Origin of the sequence: Bradyrhizobium ottawaense (assembly GCF_002278135.3) — a bacterium.
In the GTDB taxonomy this organism is placed as follows: Bacteria; Pseudomonadota; Alphaproteobacteria; order Rhizobiales; family Xanthobacteraceae; genus Bradyrhizobium; species Bradyrhizobium ottawaense.
Map to the genome: position 1 here is coordinate 7,984,265 of NZ_CP029425.2, position 25,736 is coordinate 8,010,000.

A 25,736-nucleotide genomic window follows, 5' to 3' on the forward strand; every position below is an offset into this window, starting at 1 on the left:
TGATGGACGTCGCTGGCGTTTGAGCCAAGCTGCCGTATCAACCACCACTGTCGTCCCGGGCAAGCGCCAGCGCAGACCCGGGATCCATAACCACAGGGAGTCGTTTGACGAAGACTCGTGGTTGCCAATCTCGCGCGGCAACCACCCCCTGGGGTTATGGGTCCCCGCGTTCGCGGGGACGACAGCGAATTTGAGGCGCTGGCAACGCAAACAACGCCTCCCCACTACTTCGTCAGCAGCGCATATGCCCCGGTCCAACCCTCCGGCGGCGGGTTGATCTGAAAATCCCTGATCCTCGCCTCGTAGAGCCTGAACAGCTTTTCCAGCGTGTCGGCATCCTCGCTGCGACGGCCGCGTTCGATCGCATCGAGTGCGCCCTGCCAGTCGCGGCCGCGGTAGCAGCCGAGCATTTCGATGGTGATGTTGCGCAGGCGCTGGAAGGCGCCTGAGTGCATCACGTCCTCGCGCCCGGCGATAGCGTAGATCACCTCCGGCTCGGTCTTGCCCTTGACCATGATGAAGTCGAGCTCGAGGATCGCGAACTTGTCCTTGGCGGCAAGCGCGGTCCTGGATCCGACGATGATCGGGAAGCCGTATTCCTTCGACTGGCCTTCCAGGCGTGAAGCCAGGTTCACGCTGTCGCCGAGCACCGAATAATTCTTTTTCAGGTCCGATCCCATATTGCCGACCACGCCGATGCCGGTGTTGAGGCCGATGCCGACATTGAGCGGAATGTAGACATGACCGCCGTCGGCGGATTCCTGCTCGCGCTCCTTGTTGACCGCGTCGATCTGCTCCAGCATCTGGATCGCGGCCTCGCAGGCGTTGACCTCGTGCTCGGCATCGTCGAGCGGCGCGTTCCAGAACGCCATGATGGCGTCGCCCATGTACTTGTCGATGTAGCCCTTCCGCTCGATGATCACGTCGGTGAGCGGCGTCAGGAAGCGGTTCATCAGCGCAATCAGGCCTTGCGGGTCCTGCTTGTAGCTTTCCGAGATCGTGGTGAAGCCGCGCACGTCCGAGAACATGATCGTCATCTCGCGCTCTTCGCCGCCGAGCACGAGCTTTTCCGGCGACTGCGCCAGCTGCTCGACCAGAACCGGCGACATGTATTGCGCGAACTGCCCGCGGATCTGCACGCGCTGGCGCTGCTCGCGCACGAAGCTCGCGAAGATCAGCGTCAGATAGACCGCAGTGGTCGAGAGCAGCGGATAGGTGAAATCGATGAGGTAGCGGTACTGTGCGTAGAAGAACCAGGACACGCCGACCAGGATGGCGGCGAAGGTCGCACCCGCGAGCACGAGGCGCACAGGGCCGAGATTCGGCGTGAAGATGATCACGAGCAGGCCGATGACGAGCGCGGCCAGCAATTCGACGCCGAGCGCATAATTCGGCTGTGAGATCACCGCGCCGCTCAGCACGCTCTCCAGCACCTGGGCGTGGATCTCGACCCCCGGCATGGCCCGTGACACCGGCGTCGTCTTGATGTCGTTCAATCCGCCCGCGGAGGTACCGACCAGCACCAGCTTGCCGGCGAACCTGGAAGGCGGCAGGCTGTTGTCGAGCACGTCGACCGCGGACACGTAGATCGAAGGATCCCGGCGGGCATAGTGCACCCAGAGCTGACCGTTCTTGTCGGTCGGAACTTCCAGGCCCTTGAGGCGGATCGACCTGATACCGGCCTTGTCCGTGCGGACCAGCAGGGTCGGCGTTCCCGTGACGACACGCAGGATCTCGAGGCTGAGCGAGGGCATGATGTTGCCCTGGGCGCGCATGATCATCGGCACGCGGCGGATCAATCCGTCACGCTCGGTCCGGATCGAGAACAGGCCGCGACCGGCCGCGATCTTCTCGATGATCGGCACGTTGCGGAGCAGGCCGGGGAATTCGAACAGGAAGCGCTCGGCGCCCTCCTCCCCGAGCGTGGCCACGCCCGTGAACGGAAGCGATTTATCGAGCTCGGACAGGACCTCTGGAAGCCCGGTCTCACCCAGCACCACCCGCGAGCGCTTGATCGCGTCGGCGAGGACCTGGTCGTTGCTCGGCAGTTCGCGCAGCTTGGCGCGGGTGGCGTCGTCCAGATAGCGCATCTGGCTCGCGACCAGCTCCGGGTTGAGCCGGTCGGGCTCCGAGAACACCACGTCGAAGCCGATCGCCACCGCGCCGCTATCGGTGAGGTTCTGGATCAGGTCGGCGATGCGCGTGCGCGGCCACGGCCATTGTCCGAGCCTGGCGAGGCTCTTGTCGTCGATGTCGACGATGACGACCGGCCGCGATGTCTTGTGGCGCGGGTCGATCAGCTGGAACATGTCGAAGGTGCGCAGCCGCAATTCCTGGATCGGCAGCGGATCCCACAGGCGCGCGCCGGCGAATATGACCAGCAGCGCAAGGCACATCAGCCGCGCAAAGCCCAGCTTCCGTGCAAACCACCGCCGCAGGATCTTGAGACGTTTCATGCTGGTGGAATATCATGCATTGACGATCAATGGCAGCGCCGATCGCAGATGCCGACGATCGACGCGCCCGAGCGTCAGGAATGAACGATGAAGTCGCTGGCGTGGAGATTGCCGACGACTGTGTTCTTCAGGAGAATCTTGTCGTTGCTGTCGAGCGTCAGCAAGGTATCGACGCCCTGCTGCGCCGCGTGCTGCGAAACCTGCGTCCAAGACGTGATGCTGGTGAACTGCCGCAGGTCGATCTTGTCGAGGCCGGTCTCGAAGTCATTCACGGTGTGCTGAACCGCGGTCTGCGACGACGTCGGCGCGAACACGAACTGGTCCTTGGCGCCGCCGCCGATCAGCGTATCGTTCGACTCGGTCGCGAAGATGACGTCCTTGCCGTCGGCGCCTGCCAGAATGATATCCTGGCTGCTCGCTCCCGCGACGAAGATGAAGTTGACCGTGTCGGAGTGGCCGGCTGAATCGGCGACGGTCAGGGTGACCCGGTCGGTCACGGGCGGCTGCGGGTAGTCATCGGCGCTGGCGCCTGTCGGATCGTAGACGACGCCAGTACCGCCGCTCGCGAGGCCCGCGTTGATTGCGTCGAGTGAACCCGTCATCGGAGCGAAATAGACGCTGCTGACGTCCGGATGCGCAGTCGACAGCGTGACGGTGAACGTATCCGCAGCTACGCCTGCATCGGTATCGACGACGACGAGATCAGTGATGATGTCGTTGCTGTTCTCGATGATGTGCTCGACCTGGAAGCTCCCGGTGCCGATGACCGGGCCGCCGGCCTCGTTCGCGCCCGTCACGTCGATCGTGAGCGTGGCCGTGCCGGTTGCACCGTGCACATCCGTGGTCTGGACCGTGAAGATATCCGCGTAGGAGCCGTCGGTCAGCGCGTTGATCGCGGCGGCGTTCGGAACGTAGCTGTAGCTGCCATCGGGATTGACCGTCAGCGTCCCGTAAAGTCCACTAGCTGTCGTGGCCGCGTGGTGATCCGCGTTGATGACGGCATAGGTCAGCGTCGCCGTCTCGCCGGTGTCGACATCGTTGCCCGCCAACGTCCCGGTCAGATCGCAGAAAGTGTCGGCAGCAGCCGTGTCCGAGAGCGGACCGATGTGGAGATCTGCGAGCGTCGGCGCGTCGTTGCTGCCGGCGATGTTGACGGTGACGACTGCACCGGTGCCCGCGCCGACACCATCGGCCGGAACGATCGTGTATTGCAGCGACAGCGTTTGGCCGGCGCCGAGGAAATCGAACGCCTGTCCGTGCGAATTGAAGTTCCAGGTGAACTGCGTATGAGTCGCGGTACCGTCGAGGATGTAGCCCGAGGGGACAGTGAGATCCGCCAGGAGGTCGGCATTCGACAGCCCGCCGACGCTGTCCGTTTGCAGCACGCCGTCGAGATAGGCCTGCACGTGGCTGACCGACACCGTGACGTGATCGGTCGCATCGACGTCGGAAACCGTCAGCACGCCGTGAGTGTCCAGCCCCTCATTGGTTTCCTTGAGGTCGGCAAGGTCGATGTCGAGGCTTTGGGCGGGGTTGACCGAATTGGCGACCGTGTTGCCGCTGCCGCCGCCGAGCTGATAGTACGCGGCCAGATCCGTCTCGTGGCCGCTGAGCGCGGTGAAATCGATCGACTGGATCTGAACCTGCGTCAGCGCGTCGGTCCAGACGCTGACGTCGGCGATCGAGCCGAAGAAGCCTTCCGAGCCAAAGCCCGCCGCACCCGGCTCGCTCGCGCCGCCGATCATCATGTAAGAGTGCGACGGATTGGACGGGCTGCCGTCGATCGGGTTGACCGACCATGCCTGCGAATATTCGAGATGGCCGTCGAGATAGAGCGAGAAGGTGCCGTTCTCGCGGGTCAGCGCGATGTTGTGCCACTGTGACGCGGCGATTGCCACGCCGGTATCGGCGATCTGGACGCCGCCCGCGAGGATCTGCAGCTCCATCGTGTCGTTGGCATTGACCGTGCCGAGCAGGCCAAAGCCCGTCGTCGAGGTGTTGCCGTTGTAGAACAGGATCTGGCCGTGACCAGCCTCGGCGCCGCCGTTCCAGTTCACCCGGCCGTCCAGCGTCACGTCATCAGTGGCGACCGTCGGCGCGGCGCCGACCGCGATGGTGTGGCCGTCGAAGCCCATGTCGTCCGACGTGGCGTAGGAGACGGTCGGCGCATCGTTGGTGCCGGTGATGGTGACGGTCACGTCCTGGCTGATCTTGCCGCCGTGCTGGTCGTCGAACGTCACGGTGTAGACCTGGGTGATGGTCTGCCCTTCCGCGAGCGACTGCAGCACGGGATCGTTGTTGTCGAGCGTGAAGTGCCAGCCCAACGTCGCACCGTTGTTACCGTCAGTGCTGGATTCGGACACCGCATCGATCGTGAAGGTGCCGATATGCGAGCCGGTCCCGAAGCCCGGCAGGTTCGAGCTGACCGACGAAGATTTGAACGACCACGCCGCCGTGTGGGTGTCGGTCAGGTCCAAATCCTGGATCGCCAGCGTGCCGTCGGCCGTGAGCGAGGCGCACTCATCCTCGGTCACCGCGCCCGTCGCTGCGGCGGCATCGTTCGTGATCGTCGGTGCATCATTGACGCCCGTGATCGTGACGGTGACGTCCTCGCTGACGGTACCGCCATGATGATCGTCGAACGTAACGGTATAGACCTGCGTGATGGTCTGGCCCTGCGCCAGCGACTGCAGCATTGCATTGCTGTTGTCGAGGCTGAAGTGCCAACCCAGCGTCGCGCCATTGCTCGTGTCGGAGTTGTACTCGAGCACCGACTGATCGATCGTGAACGTACCGATGTGCGTGCTGTCGGCATCGAAGCCCGGCAGAGCCGAGCTGATGGACGACGACTTGAACACCGCCTGCGCCGCATGGGTGTCGATCAGGTCGAGATCCTGGATGGCCAGCGTACCGCCGATCGACAGCGTCAGGTCCGCGTCCTCGACGACATGACCTGTCGCCGCCGCGGCACCGCTGGTGACTGTCGGCGCGTCGTTCTTGCCCGTGATGACGACCGTGACGTCCCGGGTGACCGTCCCACCGTGATGGTCGTCGATCCTGACAGTATAGACCTGCGTGATGGTCTGCCCTTCGGCCAGCGACTGGAGCACCGGGTCGTTGTCGTCGAGCGTGAAGGTCCAGCCCACTGACCCGCGGGAGCTGGCGCCCGGGCTTTCAACCACCGGGGCAAGCGCGAACGTGCCGATATGCGAGGTGCCGTCGCTGAAGCCCGGCAGATGCGTGGTCGAAATCGTCGACTTCAGCGAAAAGCTCGCGGTGTGCGTGTCCGTGAGATCAGGATCGTTGAATGTGATGGTGCCGTTGGCGGCGAGCGTGGCCGCCGTATCCTCGGTCACCGCACCGGTCGGCGTGGTCAGATCTTCGACGATCGTCGGCACGTCGTTGGTGCCCTCGACATTGACGTCCGCACCGTTGATCGACACCGTGATCGGGGTGCTGACGACGCCGCCGTGTCCGTCGTCGACCTGCACCACATAGTTGAGGGTCAGTTTCTCGCCTTTGGCGAGGAAATCGAAAAGATGGTCGGGAACGCTGTAGGTCCAGGTGGCCGAGCCGTTGTTGCCGTTCCCCGCGCCCTGTACCACGGTCAGCGGCACCTCGACGGCGGCAATCGCCGCGAGTTGCTGCGGCGTCAGCGTCGACGTGATATCGTTGCCTTCGGCATCGAGATATTTGAACGGCTGCGTGGACGAGAGCGCGGCATTCACGATCGGCCGGTCTGTCAGGTCGACGTCGGTGAAGGTGACGGTGCCTGTGATGGTATCCAGAGTCTCGTTGCCGGTCCCGACCTTCTCGATGACGGTTCCACCCGACGTCGCGACGGTGGGCTTGTCGTTCGTGCCCGTGACCGTAATGGTGATCGGGATGAGCTTCGACTCTGGGCTGACTGAGAAATTGGTGTCGACGCGGACCATGTAGGTCAGCGCCAGCGTTTCGCCGGCGGCGAGGAAGTCGAAGACTTTGTCCGGGATCGTGTAAGTCCAGACCGCCGAGCCGTTGTTTTCGTTGGCAGCGTCGGGGGCGACGTTGATCTGGATCTGCGTCGCCGCGATGTCCTGCTTCTGGAGCGCCGAGAGCGAGCCGGTGACGTCGTGCTGGCCGGCGTCCTTGTAGACGTAGTTCGGCGCTTCGGCGAGGCTGATGCTCACCGTCGGCCGGTCGCCGAGGTTTTGATCGACGAATCTGATCAGGCCGGAAATCGTATCGGAATGCGTGTCGCCGGTCGCGTCAGCACGCTCGGTCAGCGCGAACGCCGTCTTCACATTGCCGCCGGCGTCGAAGCTTTGCACAATCGGCTGGCCGGGGATACGCACGATGGGCGGCGTAGACGCGCCGGGCGCCTCCGATCCCTGCGAATTGAGATTGACGAATGTCGCGGTCGCGACGGCGCCGCCCCCCGACTTGAACACGACGTCCAGGCTCATCGGCGTGAGCGTGTCGGTGAAGTTCGTGGTCAGCTTGGTGTTGGTGTTGTTGTCGGTGAACTTCAGCGTGAACACGTCCGTGATCAGCTTCTGAACGTCCGGCGACATCAGCGCATTGGAGATCGAGACGTTGCCGCCGCTGATCTGGATCATCTGGCCGGCCTGGTTGACCGTCGCGATCGGCAGCAGCGTGACCTTGTCAAACAGGATGTAGGAGCCCGTCGTGCCGTTCGGCTCGACCAGCACCTGGAAGCTCGCCTGCGGCTGCGGATCGCCGCCACCGGCGGGAACGACGAAGTTGATCTGGGTCAGCACGGCGGTGCCGCGGATGCCCATGGTGGCGACCGGCGTGTCGATCTTCATGTCGCCGTGCTTGGCGGTCTCGCCGGCGACGAAGGTGATGGTGCCGGCGACCAGGCTGAGCAGTGAGGAATTGCTCGACCCGTTGGGGTCGTAGACCATCTCGTTCAGCACCATCCGCGCATTCGAGGACAGGCCGAACACGGTACCGTCGATGAAGGTGATGCCGAGCGTGGAATCCGCGCCGGTCGAGACCACGTCACCCTTCTCGACGTTGTCGCCGTTGTTCAGGATGACCGAGACGCCGTTGCGGATCGCGGTCGCGCTGCCCACGAGCTTGGTGACGTGGCCGATGACCTGGGCCGCAGCAGCGCCGCCGGGGGCGGCTTGAGCGACCTGGACATGGCCCGTGAGCGCGTTGACGATTTCGCCGGTGAGATGGGCGCCGTCGGGTGAGGCCAGCGCGGCACGCTTTTCGCCCCGGAAATAATCGTGAACGACGAATTCGTGACCCTCGTGGGACAACACGAGATCGAGACCCGTGCGCTTGAATTCGCCGTTGAAGATCAGGTTGGGGTCGGGAACAACGAACGCGCCCTCAGGCACGTGACCATGCGCCTTCGCCGTAAAGGAATCGACATGACTGCCCGCGGGCGAACGGGAACCCTGGCCGTCCAAGGAAATCGCGGCGTCAAATTGGCCAGCGTAGTTCAACCGGGCACCGTAAAAAGGGTTAAAATTTAAGTAAGTATCGACCGCCTAAGCTTGCATAGCATTAGCAAGTCCTTAGCGATACCATCTATTGCTTGTGTGATTTCGCATCACTTGGCCCCAAGAGGCCCCACGGCTTGGCGCCGCTACAGAGAAGCGAAAGTAATCTCTCAAATATTCGGAAGTCGAGTTCGGCCTGTTTCCACGCATTTCCAGTCATCCAAAGTAATCTGACATAGTAACGAAACAGATACTTGCGTCATCTTTCCTTCGCGAGGTTCCGCGGCATCCTGCGGCAAATACGGAGTTAAATCTGTGACCTAACTAACAGAACCCCATGAAATAGGGGGGCGTTAGCCATAGGACCCAGATTCGGCACCCCCACAACCTGTGTCTGCAATTGGCTCCATTTCGCGGCAGCCGGACACTCCTAGCCGGCGAATCGTAAAGTTTTACGCAATTTGGGCAGGTCCATTTCAGGCTGTTCCCCGGTTTTGGAACCCCAGCCGGGCGCGTTAAGCAGAACAAAACGGCCCGTCTCGCACTATCTCCGCGAAAGCAACAAAGCCCGGCACGTTCAGGTCGAGGGGGATCTGACGAAGCTCGGGAAGGGGATGTCAGATGGAGACCGCTGCTCGCTCGCGCGCCTGGCGCGCAATCCTTGTCCTGTGCGGATTGGTCCTGCTCGGATCAGCCGCCGAGCTTCGCGCCGGCACGCTGCTGTCGCCGGGCGCAGGCCTGCTCGTGCGCAAATCCGCCGAGCCGTTCGGCGTGTTCGCCTTCGCCATCTCCGCCGGCAGCCTGCAACAGAAATGGCTCGCGCTGAAAGACAAGCTCGACGGCGACATGGTGCAGCTCGCGTTATGCGACGGTGACCGGGACAATTGCGCTTCGCCGGCGGCCCTGAAGCTGCTCGCCATCGTCGACCAGGCCCGAGCCCGCGACGGCCGCGCGCGGCTCGGCGAGACCAACCGCGCCATCAACCTTGCCATCCGGGCCGCCAATGACGGCATCGACGACGTCTGGGGCTCGCCGCTAGCGACCTTCGCGCGCGGCGCCGGCGACTGCGAGGACTATGCCATCGCCAAGCTGGCCGCGCTGCGGTTGGCGGGCGTGGCGCCTGAGGACCTCCGCATCCTCGTGGTGCGCGACGTCAGGGCCGGCGAAGAGCACGCGGTTGTCGCCGCGCGCCTCGACGGCCGCTGGCTGATGCTCGACAACCGCCGCATGGCGATGGTCGAGGACGACGCTGCGCGGAGCTACCAGCCGCTGTTCGCGCTCCATCAGTCGGCCGTGATGAAATATGTCGACGAACCGATGCAGGTTTCGATGGTCGCCGCCGAGGCGCGCTGATGGAGCGCAGCGCAATCCGGGGCCGCTGTCGCTTGTCGTACGAGTCCCGGATTACGCTTCTCTCCATCCAGGCTACGAACCTCCGTTCACCAAAAACTCATTCCACCACGCGATCCGGGCGGCTAGCATGGCCACGGCTTTGCGGGGGCGACGGGAATGCGGTTCATCGTGCTGACTGTGATTGCGCTGCTGGCGCTCGCCTTACCCGCGTCAGCGCAGTCCGACCGCTCCATCGCCGATCGGCTGCCGCTGTTCGCCAGGAACAACTGCCAGCAGATTCGCGACCCCGGCAATCAATTGTTCTGCGGTGATGCCACGCTTGCCGCCGCCGCCGAGAAGCTGAACACCGCGATCGAGGCGCGGCTCGCCCGCCTGCCCGATCGCCTTCCCGCGATCGAGGAGAATGCGATCTGGATCCGCCAGCGCAATCTCGGCTGCGGCATCGTCGGCCAGACCGCGATCCGCACTGACGATTTCGAGCGGGTGAAGGCGTGCCTGCTCAAGGTGACCGAGGAGCGCGCCGCGATCCTGCGCGATCCGGATTTCGACTGCCTCGCAGCCAACACCGCGGCGGGCGCGGTGATTTGTGCGGACCCGTCGCTGGCCCTTGCCGAAACGGAGCTCAATGGCCAGGTGCTCGGCCTGATCGGCAAGCTGGACCCGACCGCAGCGCGCTTTGCCTTCGCCGAATATGGCAGGTGGACACGAGAGCGCGATCGCAAATGCAATCTGGTCGGCAAGGAGAACGTGCCGCTCCAGGAGCTCGAATCCGCAGAGGATTGCCTCGCCGATCATTTGAAGCACAAAGCCGACGACATTCGCGCGGCGAAGGGCGATCCCAAGAAGGTGTTCGGCCGGCAGATCGCGGCCCGCATCCCCGACACCGACGCGGTCGACTTCTGCGCGGCGCGGATCCACGCGGCCAATTCGTGCGGCAGCTTCCTCCGCATCAACCGCGTCTACGCGCTCGACAGCCAGGTGACCGAGCAGGAGGCGCAGGTCACCGGCGAAATCGAGATGGCGGTGCTGGCGCCCTTCACCATGTGCAGCAAGGTCGCATCCAGCTGCACCGGCACCTGCTGGGACGCCAGGACGGGTCTTCCGCAGCCCAGCGCCGCCAACAAGGAGCGTTCGGCAGAAGCCTTCAACGTGACGCGTCGCGTGAGGATCCAGCGCACTTTTGCGTTCGTCAAAGCCGCCGACGGCTGGCGCTGCAGGGAAGACGAACTGGCCCCGGTGAATTCGGGGACGGCGAGCGGGGGATCGTAGGTGCTTCTTCCTTCTCCCCTTGTGGGAGAAGGTGGCGCGCGCGAGCGCGACGGATGAGGGGTTCTTTCCACTCGCTAGACTATTCGTGAGGATAGAGACCCCTCACCCGGCTCGACGCGGCGAGCCACCCTCTCCCACAAGGGGAGAGGGTGCACTGAACTCGCCGCGAGAGAGTCCGCATCAAAACATCAGATTGTCCTTCACCAGGACCCAACGGCCGTTCTTCACCTGCTGCACCTGGGTGACCGTGGTGGCGAGATGGTTGGTCTTCGAGAACACGGTCGGCGGCGAATTGAAGATATCCTGGAACTTGTCGCCGGACTCCAGCGCGTCGAGCATCTTCTGGCCAGTGAGATCCTTGCCAGCCTTGTTGGCATAATGCGCAAACGTCATCACCGCATTGTAGCCGATGATCGCCTGAGTGTTGGCGTCGGCGTTGAACATCTTCTTGTAATTGACGAGCCAGTCCTTCACCTTTCCCTTCGCGGTGTCCTCGTAGGGAATTTCGAAGTTCGAAGCGGCATACAAGCCTTCCACCACTTCCTTGCCGAGCGCCGGCACTTCGAGCACGTTGACGGGCGTGGCACCGAGGAAGGTGACCTCCCAGCCGAGCTTCCTGGCCTCGGTCATGGTGCCGATAGGCTCACGAAGGACCGCGCCGAGCACGACGAGGTCGCAGCCGTCGGACTTCATCTTGGCGACCTGCGCCGAGAAGTCGGAGGCGCCGCGCTTGTAGCTCGTGATCGAGGCCGGCTGCACCTTCATGGCGGCGAGCTGCTGGTTAAAACCATCGAGCACATTTTTTCCGTACTCGTCATCCTGATGCATGATGCACGGCTTCTTGAAATTCTTTGCCTCAATCATGTATTTGAGCGCTGCGCGCGTGCTCTCGACATAGGGCAGGAGGTTGTTGAACTTCAGCCGCTCCTGCGGCTTGGCCGCATCGAACTTGAAGGTGAACTCGGCCGCCGTCAGCGGGAAGAGCTGAAGCACGCCGGCGTCGAGCAGGATATCCTGCGCAGCGAGCACGGTCGGCGATCCCATTGGTCCCACCATCGCGAAAATCTTGTCGCGCTCGATCAGCTTTTGCGAAGCCAGCACGGCTTTCTTCGGATCGTAGCCGCTATCCTCGACGACAAGCTTGATCTTGCGACCCTGGACACCGCCCGCCCCGTTGATCTCCTCGACCGCCATCTTCATGCCGTTGGAGACCGGCACGCCCCAGCCCTTGATCGGCCCCGACAGGTCCTGATGCGTGCCGATGACGATCTCGGATGCCGAGATGCCCTCATTGGTGACCTTGGTTTGAGCGGTGGCCGGCAGACAGGTCAGCGCAAGGGCGCTCACCGCGAGGCCCAGCGCCTTCAGCGATTTCGACATTGCAGTCTCCTCCTTCAGTGGCCCGTGTTGAGCGAAGGATCGGGCCTCTCAAGCCTTCGCCGTTTTCTCAAATCCATCTCTCTTGAGCATGATCCTCCGGATCATGCTCAAGCAACCGCGCGCTCGCGATACATCGCCTCGATCTCGGCGGCGTAGCGCTTGTTCACGAAGCCGCGCTTCAGCTTCATGGTCGGCGTCAGCTCCTCGTCCTCCGGGGTGAGCTGGCGCTCGATCAGGTAGAACTTCTTGATGGTCTCGACGCGGGCAAAATTGCCGTTGACCTGCTCGATCTCGCGCCCGATCAGATCCTGGATCTCCGTCGCCCGGCACAGGCTCGCATAATTGGTGAAGGGAATGTCGTGGTCCTGGGCGAACTTCTCGACGTTCTCCTGGTCGATCATCACGAGGCAGGTCAGATACGGCCGCTTGTCGCCGATCACGACGGCATCGGAGATGTAGGGCGAGAATTTGAGCTGGTTCTCGATCTCGGACGGCGTGACGTTCTTGCCGCCGGAGGTGATGATGATGTCCTTCATGCGGTCGGTGATCCGGACGAAGCCTTCATTGTCAATGGTGCCGACGTCGCCGGTGTGCAGCCAGCCGCGCTGATCGATGGTCTCCGCGGTCTTCTCCGGCTGGTTGAGGTAACCCATGAACAGGAAGTCGCCCTTGATCAGGATCTCGCCCTCGGGCGACAGCGTGACCTCGCCCCAGGGCACGGCGGTGCCGACCGAACCGAGCTTGATCCGCTCCGCCGGCATCATGGTGGCGACGCCGCAATTCTCGGTCTGGCCGTAGAGCTCGTGCATGTCGATGCCGAGCGCGAGATACCAGCGGATCAGCTCCGGCGCGATCGGCGCTGCGCCGGTGAAGGCGACGCGGCAGCGATCGAGCCCGATCATGCGGCGGATGTTGCGGAATGCGAGCCGGTAGGCGATCCGGCTTGCGAGGCGCAACGACAGCGGCGGCGCCTTGCCCTCGATCCGGTAGTCGACCATGCGGTAGCCGATGCCGATGGCGCGGCGATAGACCCATTGCTGGAGCGGGGTCGCATCCTTCAGCGCGATGGTGATGGCGGAGTAGAATTTTTCCCAGATGCGGGGGACCGCGAGGAAGACGGTCGGCTGCACCTCGCGCAGATTGTCCGGCACGGTTTCCGGGCTCTCGGCGAAATTCATCACCGAGCCGAGTGCGACCGAGATGTAGTAGCCGCCGATGCGCTCGGCAACGTGGCACAGCGGCAGGAAGATCAGGCGATCCTCGTCCTCCTGCGCCGGGATGAAGTCGTTGGCGTGACGCATCTGGTGCGTGACGCTGCGGTTGGCGTGCATCGCGCCCTTGGGGGGACCGGTGGTGCCGGACGTATAGACCAGGATCGCGAGATCGCCGGCGCTGCGGCTGTCGATCATCTCCTGCCACAGCGCCTCGCGGCCGACCATGTGATTGCGGCCGAGCGCGCGAAACTCGTCGAGCGACATCACCATGTCGTCGGAGAAGCCGCTGAGGCCCTCCATGTCGAACACGATGATCCTCTGCAGGCTCGCGCAGCGCGCGCGGCAGGCGAGGATCTTGTCGAGCTGCTCCTCGTCCTCGGCGAAGATCACTTTCGTCCGGGAATCGTTGACCAGATATTCGACCTGGGACGACGCATCGGTCGGGTAGATGCCCGAAGCGACGCCGCCGGCGCACAGGATGCCCATGTCGGCATGGACCCATTCCGGCACGGCGTTGGCGATGATGGAGGCGACATCGCCGGGCATGAAGCCGGTCGCATGAAGCGCGTAGGCGATCTCTTTCGATATCGCCAGCCATTCGCGCCAGCTTGTCGGCTGCCAGATGCCGAATTTCTTCTCGCGGATGGCCGGCCGATCGCCCCGCGTCTCCGCAGCGCGCAAGAAGCTCTTCGCGATCGTATCAGCGACCGTCAGCACCGCCGGTCGGGCCATGCACGTCTCCTCCTTGTCGCCTGCCTCCGCTGCCTGCCTTGCCGGCGGTCTCTATTGCGGATGGCGAGCTCATCTTACTGCCAGCTCTTCCTCACCGCCACGTCTTCTTCTTTTTCCAGCGGCGCTCGCCTCGCGCGCCCGCTTCCTTGGCGCCAAGGTAGAACTCCTGGATGTCCTGGGAATGCATCAAGCGGTCGCAGGTGTCGTTCATGACGATACGGCCGATCTCCAGCACGTAGCCGTAATGCGCCGTCTCCAGCGCCACCTTGGCGTTCTGCTCGACCAGCAGGATCGACATGCCCTGCTCCTCGTTGACGCGGCGGATGATGGTGAAGATCTCCTTCACCAGCAGCGGCGACAGGCCGAGCGAGGGTTCGTCGAGCAGCAGCAGCGTCGGCCGGTTCATCAGGGCGCGTCCGATCGCGAGCATCTGCTGCTCGCCGCCGGAGAGCTGGCCGGCCGGCTGGTTGATGCGCTCCTTCAGCCGCGGAAAGTAACCATAGACGCGGTCGAGATCCTCCGCGACGCCATCACGGTCCTTGCGCGGATAGGCCCCCATCATCAGGTTCTCGCGCACCGACAGGAACGGGAACACTTCGCGTCCCTCCGGCACGTGGCTGAGGCCCAGCCGCACGATCCGGTCGGCCTCCATGCGCTGGATCGGCCTGCCCAGGAATTCGATCGAGCCCTTCTGCGGATCGAGAATGCCCGAGATGGTCTTCAGCACCGTGGTCTTGCCGGCGCCATTGGCCCCCAGCAGTGTGACGATGCGGCCGCGCGGCACCTCCAGCGAGATGCCGCGGATCGCCATGATCGGCCCGTAATAGCTCTCGATGTTGGAGAGTTTCAGGATGATCTCGGGCGTGACAGCGGCGTCCATGCGTCAAGCTCCCAGATACGCGGCGACGACGTCGGGGTGCTGCTGCACTTCGGCGGGCGAGCCCATCGCCAGCACCCTTCCATAATTCAGCGCGATGACGCGATCGGAGACGCGGTTGACCAGCGACATGTCGTGCTCGACCATCAGCACGGTGACGCCGAGCTCGCTCTTCATGTCGCGGATCCAGAACGACATGTCGTCGGTCTCCTCGACATTGAGGCCGGACGACGGCTCATCGAGCAGGATCAGCTTCGGCTCCGAGCACAGCGCGCGCGCCAGCTCGATCACCTTGCGCACGCCATAGGGCAGGCCGGAGATCAGCTTATCGCGATAGGGTTCGAGATCGAGGAACTCGATGACCTGCTCGACCCTGCGGCGGTGCACCTTCTCGTTGGCCCGCACGCTCGGCAGGAACAAGAGCTCCTGCCAGAGCTGCGTGGTCGAGTGCCGGTGACGGCCGACCAGGAGGTTGGAGAGCACGGTCGCATTCTCGAACAGCTCGATGTTCTGGAAGGTGCGGGCGATGCCGAGCTTGGCGATGTCGTAAGGCGGCTCTTCGGTGATATCCTGATCCTCGAAGAAGATGCGGCCCGAGGTCGGCCGGTAGATCCGCGAGATCAGGTTGAAGATCGAGCTCTTGCCGGCGCCGTTGGGACCGATAATCGAGAGGATCTCGCCCTTCTCGACCGCGAACGAGACCGCGTCGACCGCTTTCAGCCCTCCGAAATGCAGCGACAGATTCTCGGCGCGGAAATAGCTCATCGGTTCCGTTCCGACTTCACGTAGATCTTCTGCCGCTTGAAGGTGGCGCGCTTGTAGAGCGGGAATAGCTGGAAGAAGAGTTTTATCTTCAGCCAGCGGCCATAGAGACCCAGCGGCTCGAACAGCACGAACAGCACGATGATGATGCCGTAGATCGCGCCTTTGAGGCCGTTGAGCGAGGCGAAGGCCGCGACCTTCGACTGAATGTTGCCGGCGGTGGCCGGGCCGGCGCCGAACGTCGCCGCGATCCCGGCGATCATGCCGGGCATGTCGTCCTTGAGATAGGTCAGGAACGGATCGATCATCACGATGAAGATCGCCCCCAGCACCGCGCCGTGCAGGCTGAAGGTGCCGCCGATCAGGATCACGATGATGAACTCGATCGAGAGCTGGAGCGTGAACATCTCCGGCGAGATGAAGGAGAGCTTGTGGGCGAACAGCACGCCGGCAAAGCCGGTGATCGCCGCCGAGATCGCAAATGACTTCACCTTGTAGAGCGCGACATTGACGCCCATGCTGCGCGCCGCCGTCTCGCTGTCGCGGATCGCGACGAAGGCACGTCCCGTCGGCGAGCGCAGCAGATTGAGCGTGCCGACGATGGTCAGCACCAGCACTGAGAGGCAGAGGAAATAGAAGGTGGGGCTATCGCGCGGGACGGTGACGCCGAGCAGCGACAGCGTCTTCACCCGCATGCCCTCGTTGCCGTGGGTGACGCTTTCCCAGCGCGCCAGGATCTCCTCGACGATCAGGGCAAAGGAGATGGTAGCGATGACGAGGTAGATGCCGGTCAGGCGCAGGGCGGGAAAGCCGACCATCGCGCCGATGATGCCGGTCAAACCTCCGGCGGCGAGGAAGTAGATCGGGAACGGCACGTTGTACTTCTGCAAGTATGCCGCCGTGTAGGCCCCAATGGCGAGGAATGCGGCGTGGCCGAGCGAGGCCTGGCCGGTAAAGCCGGTGAGGATCAGCAGCGCGACGCCGACGATCGCATAGATGCAGACGAAGACGAGCTGGCTCATCAGATAGCTGGAGAGCACATAGGGCGCGATCAACAGCAGCGCGAGCAGGATGCCGTAGGAGACCAGATAGCCCGAATGCGGGAACAGCTTGATGTCGTCCTCATAGTCGGTCTTGAACAGGAAGCGCATGCGTTCAGACCTTCTTGCGGACGTGGTGGCCGAACAGGCCTTCGGGCTTCAACAGCAGCACGGCGAGCAGCACGAGGTACGGCGCGACATCCTTCCAGCCTTCGGGCAGATAGAAGCCGGCCATGCTCTCGATCACGCCGATCAGGACGCCGCCGACCACGGCGCCCGGGATCGAGCCGAAGCCGCCGAGGACCGCGGCGGGAAATGCCTTCAGGCCAAGCACGAGGCCGACATTGGAATGGATGAAGGTGATCGGCGCGAGCAGCACGCCGGCGCAGGTCGCGACCGCCGCGCTGATCGCCCAGACGATCGACACCACGCGTTTGACCGGGATGCCCATGTAGTAGGCCGCGAGCATGTTCTCGGAACTGGCGCGCATCGCGGTGCCGAGCGTGGTCTTGTTGAAGAAGAGATAGAGCAGCGTGCACAGGATCATCGTCGCCGCGATCACCGACAGCTTGTCGTAAGCGAGCACCAGCGAGCCGATGCGGAGCACGCCCTGGCTGAACGGGGTCTCGATCTTCAGATCATCGGTGCCCCAGATCATGCCGGCGACCGAGCGCAGGAAATAGCCAAGGCCGATGGTGGCCATGATGATGGAGAATTGCGGATAGCCGAGGATCGGCCGCACCACCACGCGCTCTGCCAGCATGCCGAACAGCGCCATCGCGGCCACCGCACCGGCAAAGCCGATCCAGTAGTTCAGGCCCATCATGCCGATGAAGGTGAAGGCGAAGAAGCCGCCGAGCATCATCAGATCGCCCTGGGCGAAATTGACGACCTCGGTGGCCTTGTAGACGAGCACGAACCCGAGCGCGATCAGGCCGTAGACGCAGCCGAGCGCAACACCGCTGACCAGCTGCTGAACGAAATCCAGCATTGACGCGCGTCCTCCCGATGCAACCGGCGGTTCTTCCCGACCGCCTTGCCGCATCTTGTGTCCAGTCGCTACGCAGTCGTTTCGCTGCGTTAGCGCCATTTGTCCGGAACCAATTCAGCCTGAACCGCTCCTTACTGTCAACAAACGGTGACTTGCCATTAGTCGAAACCGGATGGCGGAATTTGTGGGCCGTAGATTCACGGTGCCGAAATATCTTGGGATCATGGTCGCGAGCGATGCAAAACCGGATAGTGTGGCCGTCATGAAGCGGGACAAGTCGGCGCTGGAAGTCCTGGGGTTAACGAAGCGTTTTGACCGTCTGGCGGTCGACAGCCTCGATCTCACCATCCACGCCGGCGAATTCTATGCGCTGGTCGGCCCCAACGGCGCCGGCAAGACCACCACCTTGCGCATGGTTGCGGGCCTGCTGCGCCCTGATGCCGGCGCGGTCTCGATCTTCGGCATCGATGCGCTCGAAAATCCCGTCGCCGCCAAGCAGGTGATGGCGTGGGTCTCCGACGAGCCCATGATCTACGACAAGCTGACCCCGCTCGAATATCTCGAATTCGTCGCCGGCCTCTGGGGCATCGCGCCATCGATCTCGGAGCCGGTCGCGCAGGACCTGCTCGCCTCGCTCGGCCTGGAGCCGCACCGGCACGAGCGCTGCGAAGGCTTTTCCAAGGGCATGCGCCAGAAGGTCGCGCTCGCCGGCGCACTGGTGCATGATCCCAGCCTCATCATTCTCGACGAGCCGCTGACGGGGCTCGATGCCGTCTCCGCACGCCACGTGAAGGGCCTGCTCAGCGAGCGTGTCCGCGCCGGCTGCACCGTCATCATGACCACGCATATTCTCGAAGTCGCCGAGCGCATGGCCGACCGCATCGGCGTGATCGCCTCGGGTCGCCTGGTGGCCGAAGGCACGCTGACCGAGCTGCGCCAGCAGAACGGCCATGCCGATACCAGCCTGGAAGATCTTTTCATCGCGCTGGTGACGCTTCCGGAAGCCGCATGAGCTCGGCAACCGCGCTCTCCTGGTTCGCACGCCACGAGCTCCGGCTCGCCTGGCGCGAATGGTTCGCCATGATGACCGGCGGACGACGCAAGCGGGCGCGCGCCGCAATCATCGGCCTACTCTGCTTCGCCGCGCTGCTGCATCTGCCGGCCTGGGCGGTGATCGGCCGTTTCGCCGATCTGCAGCTGCCGCTCGACAAATCCTCGCTGATCGTGATCTCGGCGACGATCGTTCTCGCCTGGACCTTGATGCTGTCGCAGGCGATCGAATCGGTGACGCGGGTGTTCTACGCCCGCGCCGATCTCGACCTGATCATGTCCTCGCCGGCGACGCTCGCCAATCTGTTCTCGGTCCGCATCGCCGCGATCGCGCTGACCGTCACCGCGATCGCGCTGCTGTTCTCGACGCCGTTCATCGATGTGCTCGTGATCGGCGGCGGCGCGCGCTGGCTCAGCGCATTCGGGGTGGTCGTCGCCATGGGCCTGTCGGCCGCGGCGGTCGCGATCGCCGTCACCATCCTGTTGTTTCGCCTGATCGGCCCAGCGCGGACGCGCCTGATTGCCCAGATCCTCGCCGCGATCATCGGCGCCGGCTTCGTGATCGCGCTCCAGGTCGCCGCGATCGTGTCCTACGGCACGCTGTCGCGCTTCACCATCCTGACCTCAGGCAGCGTGGCCGCCCATGCCCCCGATGTCGACAGCATCTGGTGGTGGCCGGCACGGGCGGCGATGGGCGACAGCGAAGCGCTGCTGCCGCTCCTGGCGCTCGCTTTGGTGCTGCTCGGAAGCGTCATGGCGATCTTCTCGCACCGCTTTGCCGACACGGCGATCGATGCCGCGGCTTACGGCAGCTCCGGCAGCGAGCGCGCGAAGGAGCGTCCGTTCCGCGGCGGGTCGCGGCAGCAGGCGCTGCGGCGCAAGGAATTCTCGCTGCTCTGGCGCGATCCCTGGCTGATCTCGCAGACCCTGATGCAGCTGCTCTATCTGGTGCCGCCGGCGCTGCTGCTCTGGCGCAGTTTTGCCGACAGCTCCGCGGCGCTGACGCTGATCACGCCTGTGATCGTGATGGCGGCCGGACAGCTTGCCGGCGGGCTGGCCTGGCTGACGATCTCCGGCGAGGACGCCCCCGACCTGGTCGCGACTGCGCCGCTGACGCCATCCGCCGTCGTCCGCGCCAAGATCGAGGTGGTGCTGATCGCGATCGCCGTGATCTTCTGCCCGCTGATCGGCGCGCTGGCCTTCGCCGCACCGATCCAGGCTGCAGTGAGTGCCGGCGCGATCATCCTCAGCGCGGCCTCCGCGACCGCGATCCAGCTCTGGTTTCGGGTGCAGGCCCGGCGCAGCCAATTCCGGCGCCGCCAGACCTCGTCGCGGCTTGCGACCTTCGCCGAAGCGTTTTCCTCGATCGGCTGGGCCGCAACCGCGGCACTGCTGCTTGCACTCCCCATCGCCGGCCTCATCAGCGGCCTGATCACCGCGAGCCTGGTTGCGATCACCTGGAAGTTCAGCCCAAGGCGGGACTGAAGGCGGGACTGATAGCCGGAGTGAGAGGTGCGACACTGACGCGCTGTTGATCGCAGCCCATTGGCCCCGCGCCGCAATGCACGCTAGACTTTCCCTGACATCATCGGGGACGGACTTATGCGGCGACTTGTTTCGACGGCCCTGGCGCTGTTCGGCGCATTCCTGACCCCTGCCCTTGCCCAGCAGCCACAGCGCAGCGAGTGCCTGGCGATGGCGAACGCGGCCCCGCGCGCTCTGCCGGTCGCATTCCGGCCGGCGGCCGGCACAGGCGAGGTCGAGATCACCTATGTCGGCCACTCCACCTATTTCATCGACACGCCCGGCGGCTTGCGCATCGCGACCGATTATAGCGGCGCCTACCAGGTCGGGCGGCTGCCCGACGTCGTGACCATGAACCGGGCCCACAGCACCCACTACTCTCTGTTTCCCGATAAGCGCATTCCTCACGTGCTGCATGGTTGGGGCGAGGACGGAAAGCCGGCGATCGTTTCAGAACGCATCAGTGACGCCTTCATCCGCAATGTCACGACCGACATCCGCCGCTATTTCGGCGACGACGCCGGCACCGACATGATCCGCGACGGCAATTCGATCTTCATCTTCGAAGTCGCCGGCCTCTGCATCGGCCATCTCGGCCACCTCCATCACAAGCTCGACGACAGCCATTTCGCCCAGATCGGACGGCTCGATATCGTGATGGTGCCGATCGACGGCACCTACACCATGTCGCTCGAAGGGATTTCTGACATCACCAAGCGCCTGCGCGCCTCCGTCGTGCTACCGATGCATCGCTTTGCCACCCCGCTCGACGATTTCATGCGCCGGATCGGCCAGCAGTTCGAGATCGACCGGCGCTCCGGGCGGTCCTTCCGGATGTCGCGGGACGCGCTGCCGTCGATGCCGACGGTGATCATCCTCGACGGGGTCTGAGGCGCAACTTTCTCCAAGCCTTCTGCCGTCTTCGGTGCTGATCTCCGCGCAACAGGAGATCGACATGAACGACTTTGCGCGACTATTGCACGCCGATGGACCGAATTCCGAGCACGCCGCGGCGCTGCAGCTCTACGGCCGCTTTGTCGGCGATTGGGACGCCGAGATCACGGCCCACGGCCTCGATGGAACCAAACACACCGCGCGCGGCGAGATCCATTTTGGCTGGGTGCTGGAGGGACGCGCGGTCCAGGACGTCTGGATCATCCCGCGCCCCGCGGGCAGCCCGGCCTTTCCGATTGCGGGCAATTGGTACGGCACGACGCTGCGCCTCTACGATTCGACCATCGATGCGTGGCGGATTTCCTGGTTCGATCCTGGACGCAGCGTCTTCCGCCAGCAGATCGGCCGGCCGCGCGGCGCCGACATCGTGCAGGAAGGCACGACGGAGGCCGGCGAATTGACCCGCTGGAGCTTTACGGAAATCACCGGCGATTCCTTCCACTGGCTCGGCGAGACCAAGCCGGCCGATGCAAGCGATTGGCGGCTTATGGTCGATGTGAAGGCGAAGCGGCGGAAGGGCTAGAGATCTGATGGCTGTTGGTTGAAGCCGTGGGCCCCAGGCTCGCTGCAACCTCTCCCGCTTGCGGGGGAGGTCGGCGCGTAGCGCCGGGTGGGGGCTCTCTCCACATCGGGAGTGTCCCATTGCGGAGACGCCCCCACCCCAGCCCTCCCCCGCAAGCGGGAGAGGGAGCGCACCTGCTCCGCCGCGGCTGTGGTGCTCTGAGCAATGCGCGCTGCTGTGCGTGCGTGTGAGATGTTAGGCTCCTCTCTCAAAAGACAACAGGGAGCGGACACTGATGGCTGCAAGCAGTGTGCCCGGCAATACGAGCGGGCTGTTCGTCGAGCCGCGCGAGGACTGGCTCGCGCTGCATCAGGAGCCGATCATTGATCCCTTGCGGCCGATCGTCGATCCCCATCACCATCTCTGGAATCGCGGCTACCGCTATCTGATCGAGGAAATGGCGGCCGACATCGCCTCCGGCCACAACGTCATCGCGACCGTCTATGTCGATTGCCGCTCGATGTATCGCGCGCACGGGCCGGAAGCGTTCCGGCCCGTCGGCGAAGTCGAGTTCGCCAACGGCGTCGCCGCCATGAGCGCAAGCGGCGCTTACGGCAAGGCGGCGATCTGCGCCGGCATCGTCAGCCACGCCAATCTGCTGCTCGGCGACGCCGCAAGGCCGGTGCTGGAAGCCGAGATCGCGGCCGGCAATGGCCGCTTCCGCGGCATCCGCCATTCCTCGGCCTGGGACGAGGACCCGGTCGTCGCCGGCATGTATGCGAACCGGCCGAAGGGCCTGTTGCAGGATCCAGCTTTCCGCCAAGGCTTTGCCTGCCTGGCGCCACTGAACCTCAGCTTCGATGCATGGCTGTTCCATCCGCAGATCGGCGAGCTGACCGAATTGGCGCGCGCCTTCCCCGACACCAGGATTGTGCTCGACCATTGCGGCGGCCCAGCTGGCGTCGGCCGCTTTGCAGGACGGCGTGAAGAGGTGTTTGCACAATGGCGCGCCTCGATCCGCGAGATCGCGACATGCGAGAACGTGGTGGTCAAGCTCGGCGGCCTCGCCATGTGCCTGCTCGGCTACGACTTCCATTTGCGCGAGAGGCCGCCGTCATCCGAGGAGCTCGCCGCGGCCTGGCGCCCTTACGTCGAGACCTGCATCGAGGCGTTCGGACCCAAGCGCGCGATGTTCGAGAGCAACTTCCCGCCGGACAAGGGCCAGTGCAGCTACCAGGTGATCTTCAACGCCTTCAAGCGCATCGCCTCACCCCTGAGCGAGGCCGAGAAGACCGCGCTGTTCTCGCAGACCGCCACCGACGTCTACCGGCTCGAGCTGCGTCATGACGAGAAGAGGGGCCGGGATGATCCCGCCCCCTCTTCCGTCGTGGCCGCTGGGAAGCGTTCTTGAATTGAGATTATTGTTTGAGCATGATCTTTTCGGAAAACCGCTGCACACTTTTCCGGATCATGCTCTAGCCGGCACCCATCAGGGAGGCCGGACGGCGCTCTCCGGTGGAGGCGAAGATCTTCTTCAGCTTGTTGACGACGCGGATCAGGAAGCCGATCATCACGGGATTGGTCTTGCGGCAGAAGGCGATCTTCTTGACGTGGCCTTCGACATGCCATTTGGCATGCGCGCCGTCGCGGAAGAAGATCACGTCGCCGGGGCCGTAGCGCTTGGGCGGCATGCCGTCGCTTTCGAGCACGATCGATCCTTCCATGATCATGATCGTCTCGTCGATATCGTAGTACCAGTTGAAGCGGCCTTCGGTGCACTGCCAGATGATGGTCGATGCGGTGCCGTCGGCACTGGTGGACAGGATGTGCGAGCGCGACACGGGATTGCCCTCGATGATCCAGGACGGCTCGATCGGCCGCAGCTCAAGCTCGACATTGCAACTACCGATTTCAATCAATGCGCGCGACATCTTCTTCCCCAGCGGGTATAATAAAATATTGCCGGATCTCGGCCCGGATTGCTTCGAAAGATGCCGGGAACGCTAGTCATCGGTTTTTAATTCTTTCTTACGCAGGCCCCGACAATCAGCCGGAAGTTGCAGGCGCGAAGCGGTTAACGCGGCGATTTCCCTGCAAATTCGAGCACATGAACCGATCTTTTCCGGGGTGCGACAAAGTGCGCGGAAGCATAAAATGGAGCCACGCCGATGCCCCTCACGCCCGAGGTTCTGACAGCCAATCGTGAGGCCGTCGCCTGGCTGGTCAGCCTCGATGTCTCCTTCGCGCCGGACGAGGAGCCCTGGTTCACCATCGACGGCATCGAAAACCCCCAGCAGATGGGCAGTGACGGCTCCGGGGGCGCCTTCGTGCTGCTGCCGCCGCAGAATGTGCTTTACGTCTCATCGGAGGGCCGCGCCGGGATTATCGCCGATACGTTCGAAGCGTTCGTCCAGCTCATCGTCGCCCGTCCCTATTGGCTCGACATCCTCAAATTTTCCGGCGGCGGCGACCTCGCGGAGATGCGGCGTGCGGCGGAGGCGCTGGAGGCGACGCTCGACGACGAGGACGAGATCAACGAGGCTCGCGAGGAGATCCTCAAGAGCCTCGACCTGGACGACGCGGACGATCCCGTCGGCGCGCTCTACGAGGCGATCGCCGCTTCCGACGCCATCGTACGAGCCACCGACGGCAGCCCGTTCACGACATTGTTCAACCGCTTCAGCATCGACAACAATCCGATGCTGCGCAACGCGGCGGCGTGAGGGGGCTAGACGCGAGCACTTGGACCTTATTTATTTGCACCGTCATGGCCGGGCTTGTCCCGGCCATCCACGCCTTGCGGCACAAAGAACGTGGATGCCCGGGACAAGCCCGGGCATGACGAGCGGCGGCCTACTTCGCCCACTCGCCCTTGCGGAATACCGGTACCTTGCTGCCATCGGGCAGGATGCCGTCGATATCAGTCTCGGCCGAGCCGATCATCCAATCAATATGGATCAGGCTCTGGTTGCCGCCTTGCGCGGCGATCTGCTGCGGGGTGAGCTGCGCGCCGTTGATGAAGCACTTCGAATAGCACTGGCCGAGCGCGATGTGGGACGCTGCGTTCTCGTCGAACAGCGTGTTGTAGAACAACAGCCCGCTCTGCGAGATCGGCGAGGAATGCGGCACCAGCGCCACTTCGCCGAGGCGCCGGGCGCCCTCGTCGGTGTCGAGCACCTTGTTCAGCACCTCCGCGCCGCGCGAGGCCTTTGCATCGACGATCTTGCCGTCCTCGAAGCGCACCGCGATGTTGTCGATCAGCGTGCCCTGATAGGACAGCGGCTTCGAGCTCACGACATGGCCGTAGACGCGGCGGCAATGCGGCGTGGTGAAGACCTCTTCGGTCGGGATGTTGGCGTTGCAGCTGATGCCGTTCTTGGAGAGCGAGGCGCCGCCCTCCCATTCGTGGCCATCGGCAAGGCCAATGGTGAGGTCGACCCCCGGTCCGTTGTACTGGAGCGCGCGGAAACGCTGGCCGTTGAGCCAGTTGGTACGCTCACGCAACACCGCATTGTGGCTCGCCCAATTGCCCATCGCGTCCTCGCGATCGACGCGGGACGCCGCGAAAATCGCATCCGCGAGCTTGCCGACCGCGACGTCCTCGGGATCATCAGGAAACACCTGCCTGGCCCAGGACAGGCTCGGATAGGCGATGATGTTCCAGTTGGTGTCGAAATTGACGATCTTTTCCAGCGCAGGCTGATAGGCCATCGAATTCGCCTTGCTGGCGCGCGCCACCTTGGAAGGATCCTCACCCGACAACAGCATCGGATTGTCGCCGACGATGGCGAGCCGCGCGGTGTTGTCGGAGAACGCCTTGGCCATGCCTTCGTAGAGCCAGCCGGCGGCACGATCGAAACTGCTGTCGTGGCCGTGGCGGTAGCGCGCCAGCGTCATCTCCTCGTCCGACAGGATCGGTGTCACGATGCCGGCGCCGGCCTTGTAGGCATGAACGGCGATCCGCCGCACCAGCGGCAGCGCGATCGCGGGCGCCGTCAGAAGCAGATCCTGTCCCGGCCGCAAGCCCAGGCCCACCTTCACCGCCACCTCGGCCAGCCGGTCGAGCTTCACGGGATCGATGGGAGTGGCGGAATTGCGGTGATCAGTCATGCGGGGCCCTCTGCCGAAAGTCTGTCGTTCAATCTAAGTCTAGCATCGCGGGACGCAAGTGCGCGA

Annotated in this window: 18 protein-coding genes; 8 read left to right on the forward strand and 10 right to left on the reverse strand. The window is 63.9% G+C overall.

Annotated features, from left to right (window positions below; translation table 11 throughout):
* Positions 1 to 224 precede the first annotated feature (224 nt).
* Positions 225 to 2,456 (reverse strand): CHASE2 domain-containing protein, encoded by a 2,232-nt coding sequence (locus tag CIT37_RS37315; protein WP_038973125.1) that lies wholly within the window; start codon positions 2,454 to 2,456, stop codon positions 225 to 227.
* Between the two features lie 74 nt (positions 2,457 to 2,530).
* Positions 2,531 to 7,915: a VCBS domain-containing protein gene (locus CIT37_RS37320; protein ID WP_095426863.1), complete on the reverse strand. Its 5,385-nt coding sequence runs from the start codon at positions 7,913 to 7,915 to the stop codon at positions 2,531 to 2,533.
* 618 nt (positions 7,916 to 8,533) lie between these two features.
* On the opposite strand from CIT37_RS37320, the gene CIT37_RS37325 reads away from it, so the two are divergent.
* Together CIT37_RS37325 and CIT37_RS37330 are read left to right on the forward strand one after the other, a co-directional pair.
* Positions 8,534 to 9,265, forward strand: a complete 732-nt coding sequence (locus CIT37_RS37325) for a transglutaminase-like cysteine peptidase (protein ID WP_028140668.1) — start codon at positions 8,534 to 8,536, stop codon at positions 9,263 to 9,265.
* Between the two features lie 156 nt (positions 9,266 to 9,421).
* Entirely contained in the window at positions 9,422 to 10,534 is a 1,113-nt protein-coding gene (locus CIT37_RS37330) for a lysozyme inhibitor LprI family protein (protein WP_095426862.1), read from the forward strand.
* 180 nt (positions 10,535 to 10,714) lie between these two features.
* On the opposite strand, the gene CIT37_RS37335 is transcribed toward CIT37_RS37330, so the two are convergent.
* The 6 genes from CIT37_RS37335 to CIT37_RS37360 all read right to left on the reverse strand — a co-directional run bounded on the left by CIT37_RS37335 (position 10,715) and on the right by CIT37_RS37360 (position 17,530).
* Positions 10,715 to 11,914, reverse strand: coding sequence for an ABC transporter substrate-binding protein (locus CIT37_RS37335; RefSeq protein WP_028140670.1), 1,200 nt, complete (start codon positions 11,912 to 11,914; stop codon positions 10,715 to 10,717).
* Between the two features lie 107 nt (positions 11,915 to 12,021).
* A complete protein-coding gene (locus CIT37_RS37340; protein ID WP_038973128.1) occupies positions 12,022 to 13,860 on the reverse strand; it encodes an AMP-dependent synthetase/ligase in 1,839 nt (612 codons plus the stop codon).
* A 91-nt stretch (positions 13,861 to 13,951) separates the two neighbouring features.
* On the reverse strand, positions 13,952 to 14,740 hold the full coding sequence (locus CIT37_RS37345; RefSeq protein ID WP_028140672.1) for an ABC transporter ATP-binding protein: 789 nt from the start codon (positions 14,738 to 14,740) through the stop codon (positions 13,952 to 13,954).
* A gap of 3 nt (positions 14,741 to 14,743) precedes the next feature.
* Positions 14,744 to 15,502: an ABC transporter ATP-binding protein gene (locus CIT37_RS37350; protein ID WP_018321346.1), complete on the reverse strand. Its 759-nt coding sequence runs from the start codon at positions 15,500 to 15,502 to the stop codon at positions 14,744 to 14,746.
* Entirely contained in the window at positions 15,499 to 16,650 is a 1,152-nt protein-coding gene (locus CIT37_RS37355; protein WP_028140673.1) for a branched-chain amino acid ABC transporter permease, read from the reverse strand. The genes CIT37_RS37350 and CIT37_RS37355 overlap by 4 nt, the downstream gene beginning before the upstream one ends.
* A gap of 4 nt (positions 16,651 to 16,654) precedes the next feature.
* Positions 16,655 to 17,530 carry a branched-chain amino acid ABC transporter permease gene (locus tag CIT37_RS37360; RefSeq protein WP_018321344.1) on the reverse strand — a complete coding sequence of 292 codons (876 nt, stop codon included), beginning with the start codon at positions 17,528 to 17,530 and terminating at the stop codon, positions 16,655 to 16,657.
* Between the two features lie 262 nt (positions 17,531 to 17,792).
* Between CIT37_RS37360 and CIT37_RS37365 the strand changes: the two genes are divergently transcribed.
* From CIT37_RS37365 to CIT37_RS37385, 5 genes are all read left to right on the forward strand, one after another.
* Positions 17,793 to 18,542, forward strand: coding sequence for an ABC transporter ATP-binding protein (locus CIT37_RS37365; protein ID WP_038973131.1), 750 nt, complete (start codon positions 17,793 to 17,795; stop codon positions 18,540 to 18,542).
* Positions 18,539 to 20,065 carry a permease gene (locus CIT37_RS37370; protein WP_095426861.1) on the forward strand — a complete coding sequence of 509 codons (1,527 nt, stop codon included), beginning with the start codon at positions 18,539 to 18,541 and terminating at the stop codon, positions 20,063 to 20,065. Before CIT37_RS37365 ends, CIT37_RS37370 begins: the two co-directional genes overlap by 4 nt.
* A gap of 117 nt (positions 20,066 to 20,182) precedes the next feature.
* Positions 20,183 to 20,995 (forward strand): MBL fold metallo-hydrolase, encoded by an 813-nt coding sequence (locus CIT37_RS37375; RefSeq protein ID WP_028140676.1) that lies wholly within the window; start codon positions 20,183 to 20,185, stop codon positions 20,993 to 20,995.
* Between the two features lie 64 nt (positions 20,996 to 21,059).
* Positions 21,060 to 21,581: a hypothetical protein gene (locus CIT37_RS37380; RefSeq protein ID WP_161966274.1), complete on the forward strand. Its 522-nt coding sequence runs from the start codon at positions 21,060 to 21,062 to the stop codon at positions 21,579 to 21,581.
* A 274-nt stretch (positions 21,582 to 21,855) separates the two neighbouring features.
* Positions 21,856 to 22,971, forward strand: coding sequence for an amidohydrolase family protein (locus CIT37_RS37385; protein WP_161966275.1), 1,116 nt, complete (start codon positions 21,856 to 21,858; stop codon positions 22,969 to 22,971).
* Between the two features lie 64 nt (positions 22,972 to 23,035).
* On the opposite strand, the gene CIT37_RS37390 is transcribed toward CIT37_RS37385, so the two are convergent.
* Positions 23,036 to 23,491, reverse strand: a complete 456-nt coding sequence (locus tag CIT37_RS37390; RefSeq protein ID WP_028140678.1) for a cupin domain-containing protein — start codon at positions 23,489 to 23,491, stop codon at positions 23,036 to 23,038.
* Between the two features lie 237 nt (positions 23,492 to 23,728).
* Here CIT37_RS37390 and CIT37_RS37395 point away from each other — a divergent pair, with 237 nt between their 5' ends.
* A complete protein-coding gene (locus tag CIT37_RS37395) occupies positions 23,729 to 24,283 on the forward strand; it encodes a hypothetical protein (protein WP_028140679.1) in 555 nt (184 codons plus the stop codon).
* Between the two features lie 130 nt (positions 24,284 to 24,413).
* Here the strand turns inward: CIT37_RS37395 and CIT37_RS37400 are convergent, their stop codons facing one another.
* Complete coding sequence (locus tag CIT37_RS37400; RefSeq protein WP_028140680.1) at positions 24,414 to 25,670, reverse strand: aminopeptidase; 1,257 nt, start codon at positions 25,668 to 25,670, stop codon at positions 24,414 to 24,416.
* Positions 25,671 to 25,736: the final 66 nt, after the last annotated feature.

What these genes read in the sequence shown, in the direction of transcription:
- CIT37_RS37400 (WP_028140680.1), bottom strand. Translation starts at nt 25,670, where the DNA reads ATGACTGATCACCGCAATTCCGCCACTCCCATCGATCCCGTGAAGCTC.
- CIT37_RS37325 (WP_028140668.1), top strand. Translation starts at nt 8,534, where the DNA reads ATGGAGACCGCTGCTCGCTCGCGCGCCTGGCGCGCAATCCTTGTCCTG.
- CIT37_RS37360 (WP_018321344.1), bottom strand. Translation starts at nt 17,530, where the DNA reads ATGCTGGATTTCGTTCAGCAGCTGGTCAGCGGTGTTGCGCTCGGCTGC.
- CIT37_RS37335 (WP_028140670.1), bottom strand. Translation starts at nt 11,914, where the DNA reads ATGTCGAAATCGCTGAAGGCGCTGGGCCTCGCGGTGAGCGCCCTTGCG.
- CIT37_RS37340 (WP_038973128.1), bottom strand. Translation starts at nt 13,860, where the DNA reads ATGGCCCGACCGGCGGTGCTGACGGTCGCTGATACGATCGCGAAGAGC.
- CIT37_RS37380 (WP_161966274.1), top strand. Translation starts at nt 21,060, where the DNA reads ATGAACGACTTTGCGCGACTATTGCACGCCGATGGACCGAATTCCGAG.
- CIT37_RS37315 (WP_038973125.1), bottom strand. Translation starts at nt 2,456, where the DNA reads ATGAAACGTCTCAAGATCCTGCGGCGGTGGTTTGCACGGAAGCTGGGC.
- CIT37_RS37390 (WP_028140678.1), bottom strand. Translation starts at nt 23,491, where the DNA reads ATGTCGCGCGCATTGATTGAAATCGGTAGTTGCAATGTCGAGCTTGAG.
- CIT37_RS37345 (WP_028140672.1), bottom strand. Translation starts at nt 14,740, where the DNA reads ATGGACGCCGCTGTCACGCCCGAGATCATCCTGAAACTCTCCAACATC.
- CIT37_RS37330 (WP_095426862.1), top strand. Translation starts at nt 9,422, where the DNA reads ATGCGGTTCATCGTGCTGACTGTGATTGCGCTGCTGGCGCTCGCCTTA.
- CIT37_RS37370 (WP_095426861.1), top strand. Translation starts at nt 18,539, where the DNA reads ATGAGCTCGGCAACCGCGCTCTCCTGGTTCGCACGCCACGAGCTCCGG.
- CIT37_RS37365 (WP_038973131.1), top strand. Translation starts at nt 17,793, where the DNA reads ATGAAGCGGGACAAGTCGGCGCTGGAAGTCCTGGGGTTAACGAAGCGT.
- CIT37_RS37385 (WP_161966275.1), top strand. Translation starts at nt 21,856, where the DNA reads ATGGCTGCAAGCAGTGTGCCCGGCAATACGAGCGGGCTGTTCGTCGAG.
- CIT37_RS37375 (WP_028140676.1), top strand. Translation starts at nt 20,183, where the DNA reads ATGCGGCGACTTGTTTCGACGGCCCTGGCGCTGTTCGGCGCATTCCTG.
- CIT37_RS37355 (WP_028140673.1), bottom strand. Translation starts at nt 16,650, where the DNA reads ATGCGCTTCCTGTTCAAGACCGACTATGAGGACGACATCAAGCTGTTC.
- CIT37_RS37395 (WP_028140679.1), top strand. Translation starts at nt 23,729, where the DNA reads ATGCCCCTCACGCCCGAGGTTCTGACAGCCAATCGTGAGGCCGTCGCC.
- CIT37_RS37350 (WP_018321346.1), bottom strand. Translation starts at nt 15,502, where the DNA reads ATGAGCTATTTCCGCGCCGAGAATCTGTCGCTGCATTTCGGAGGGCTG.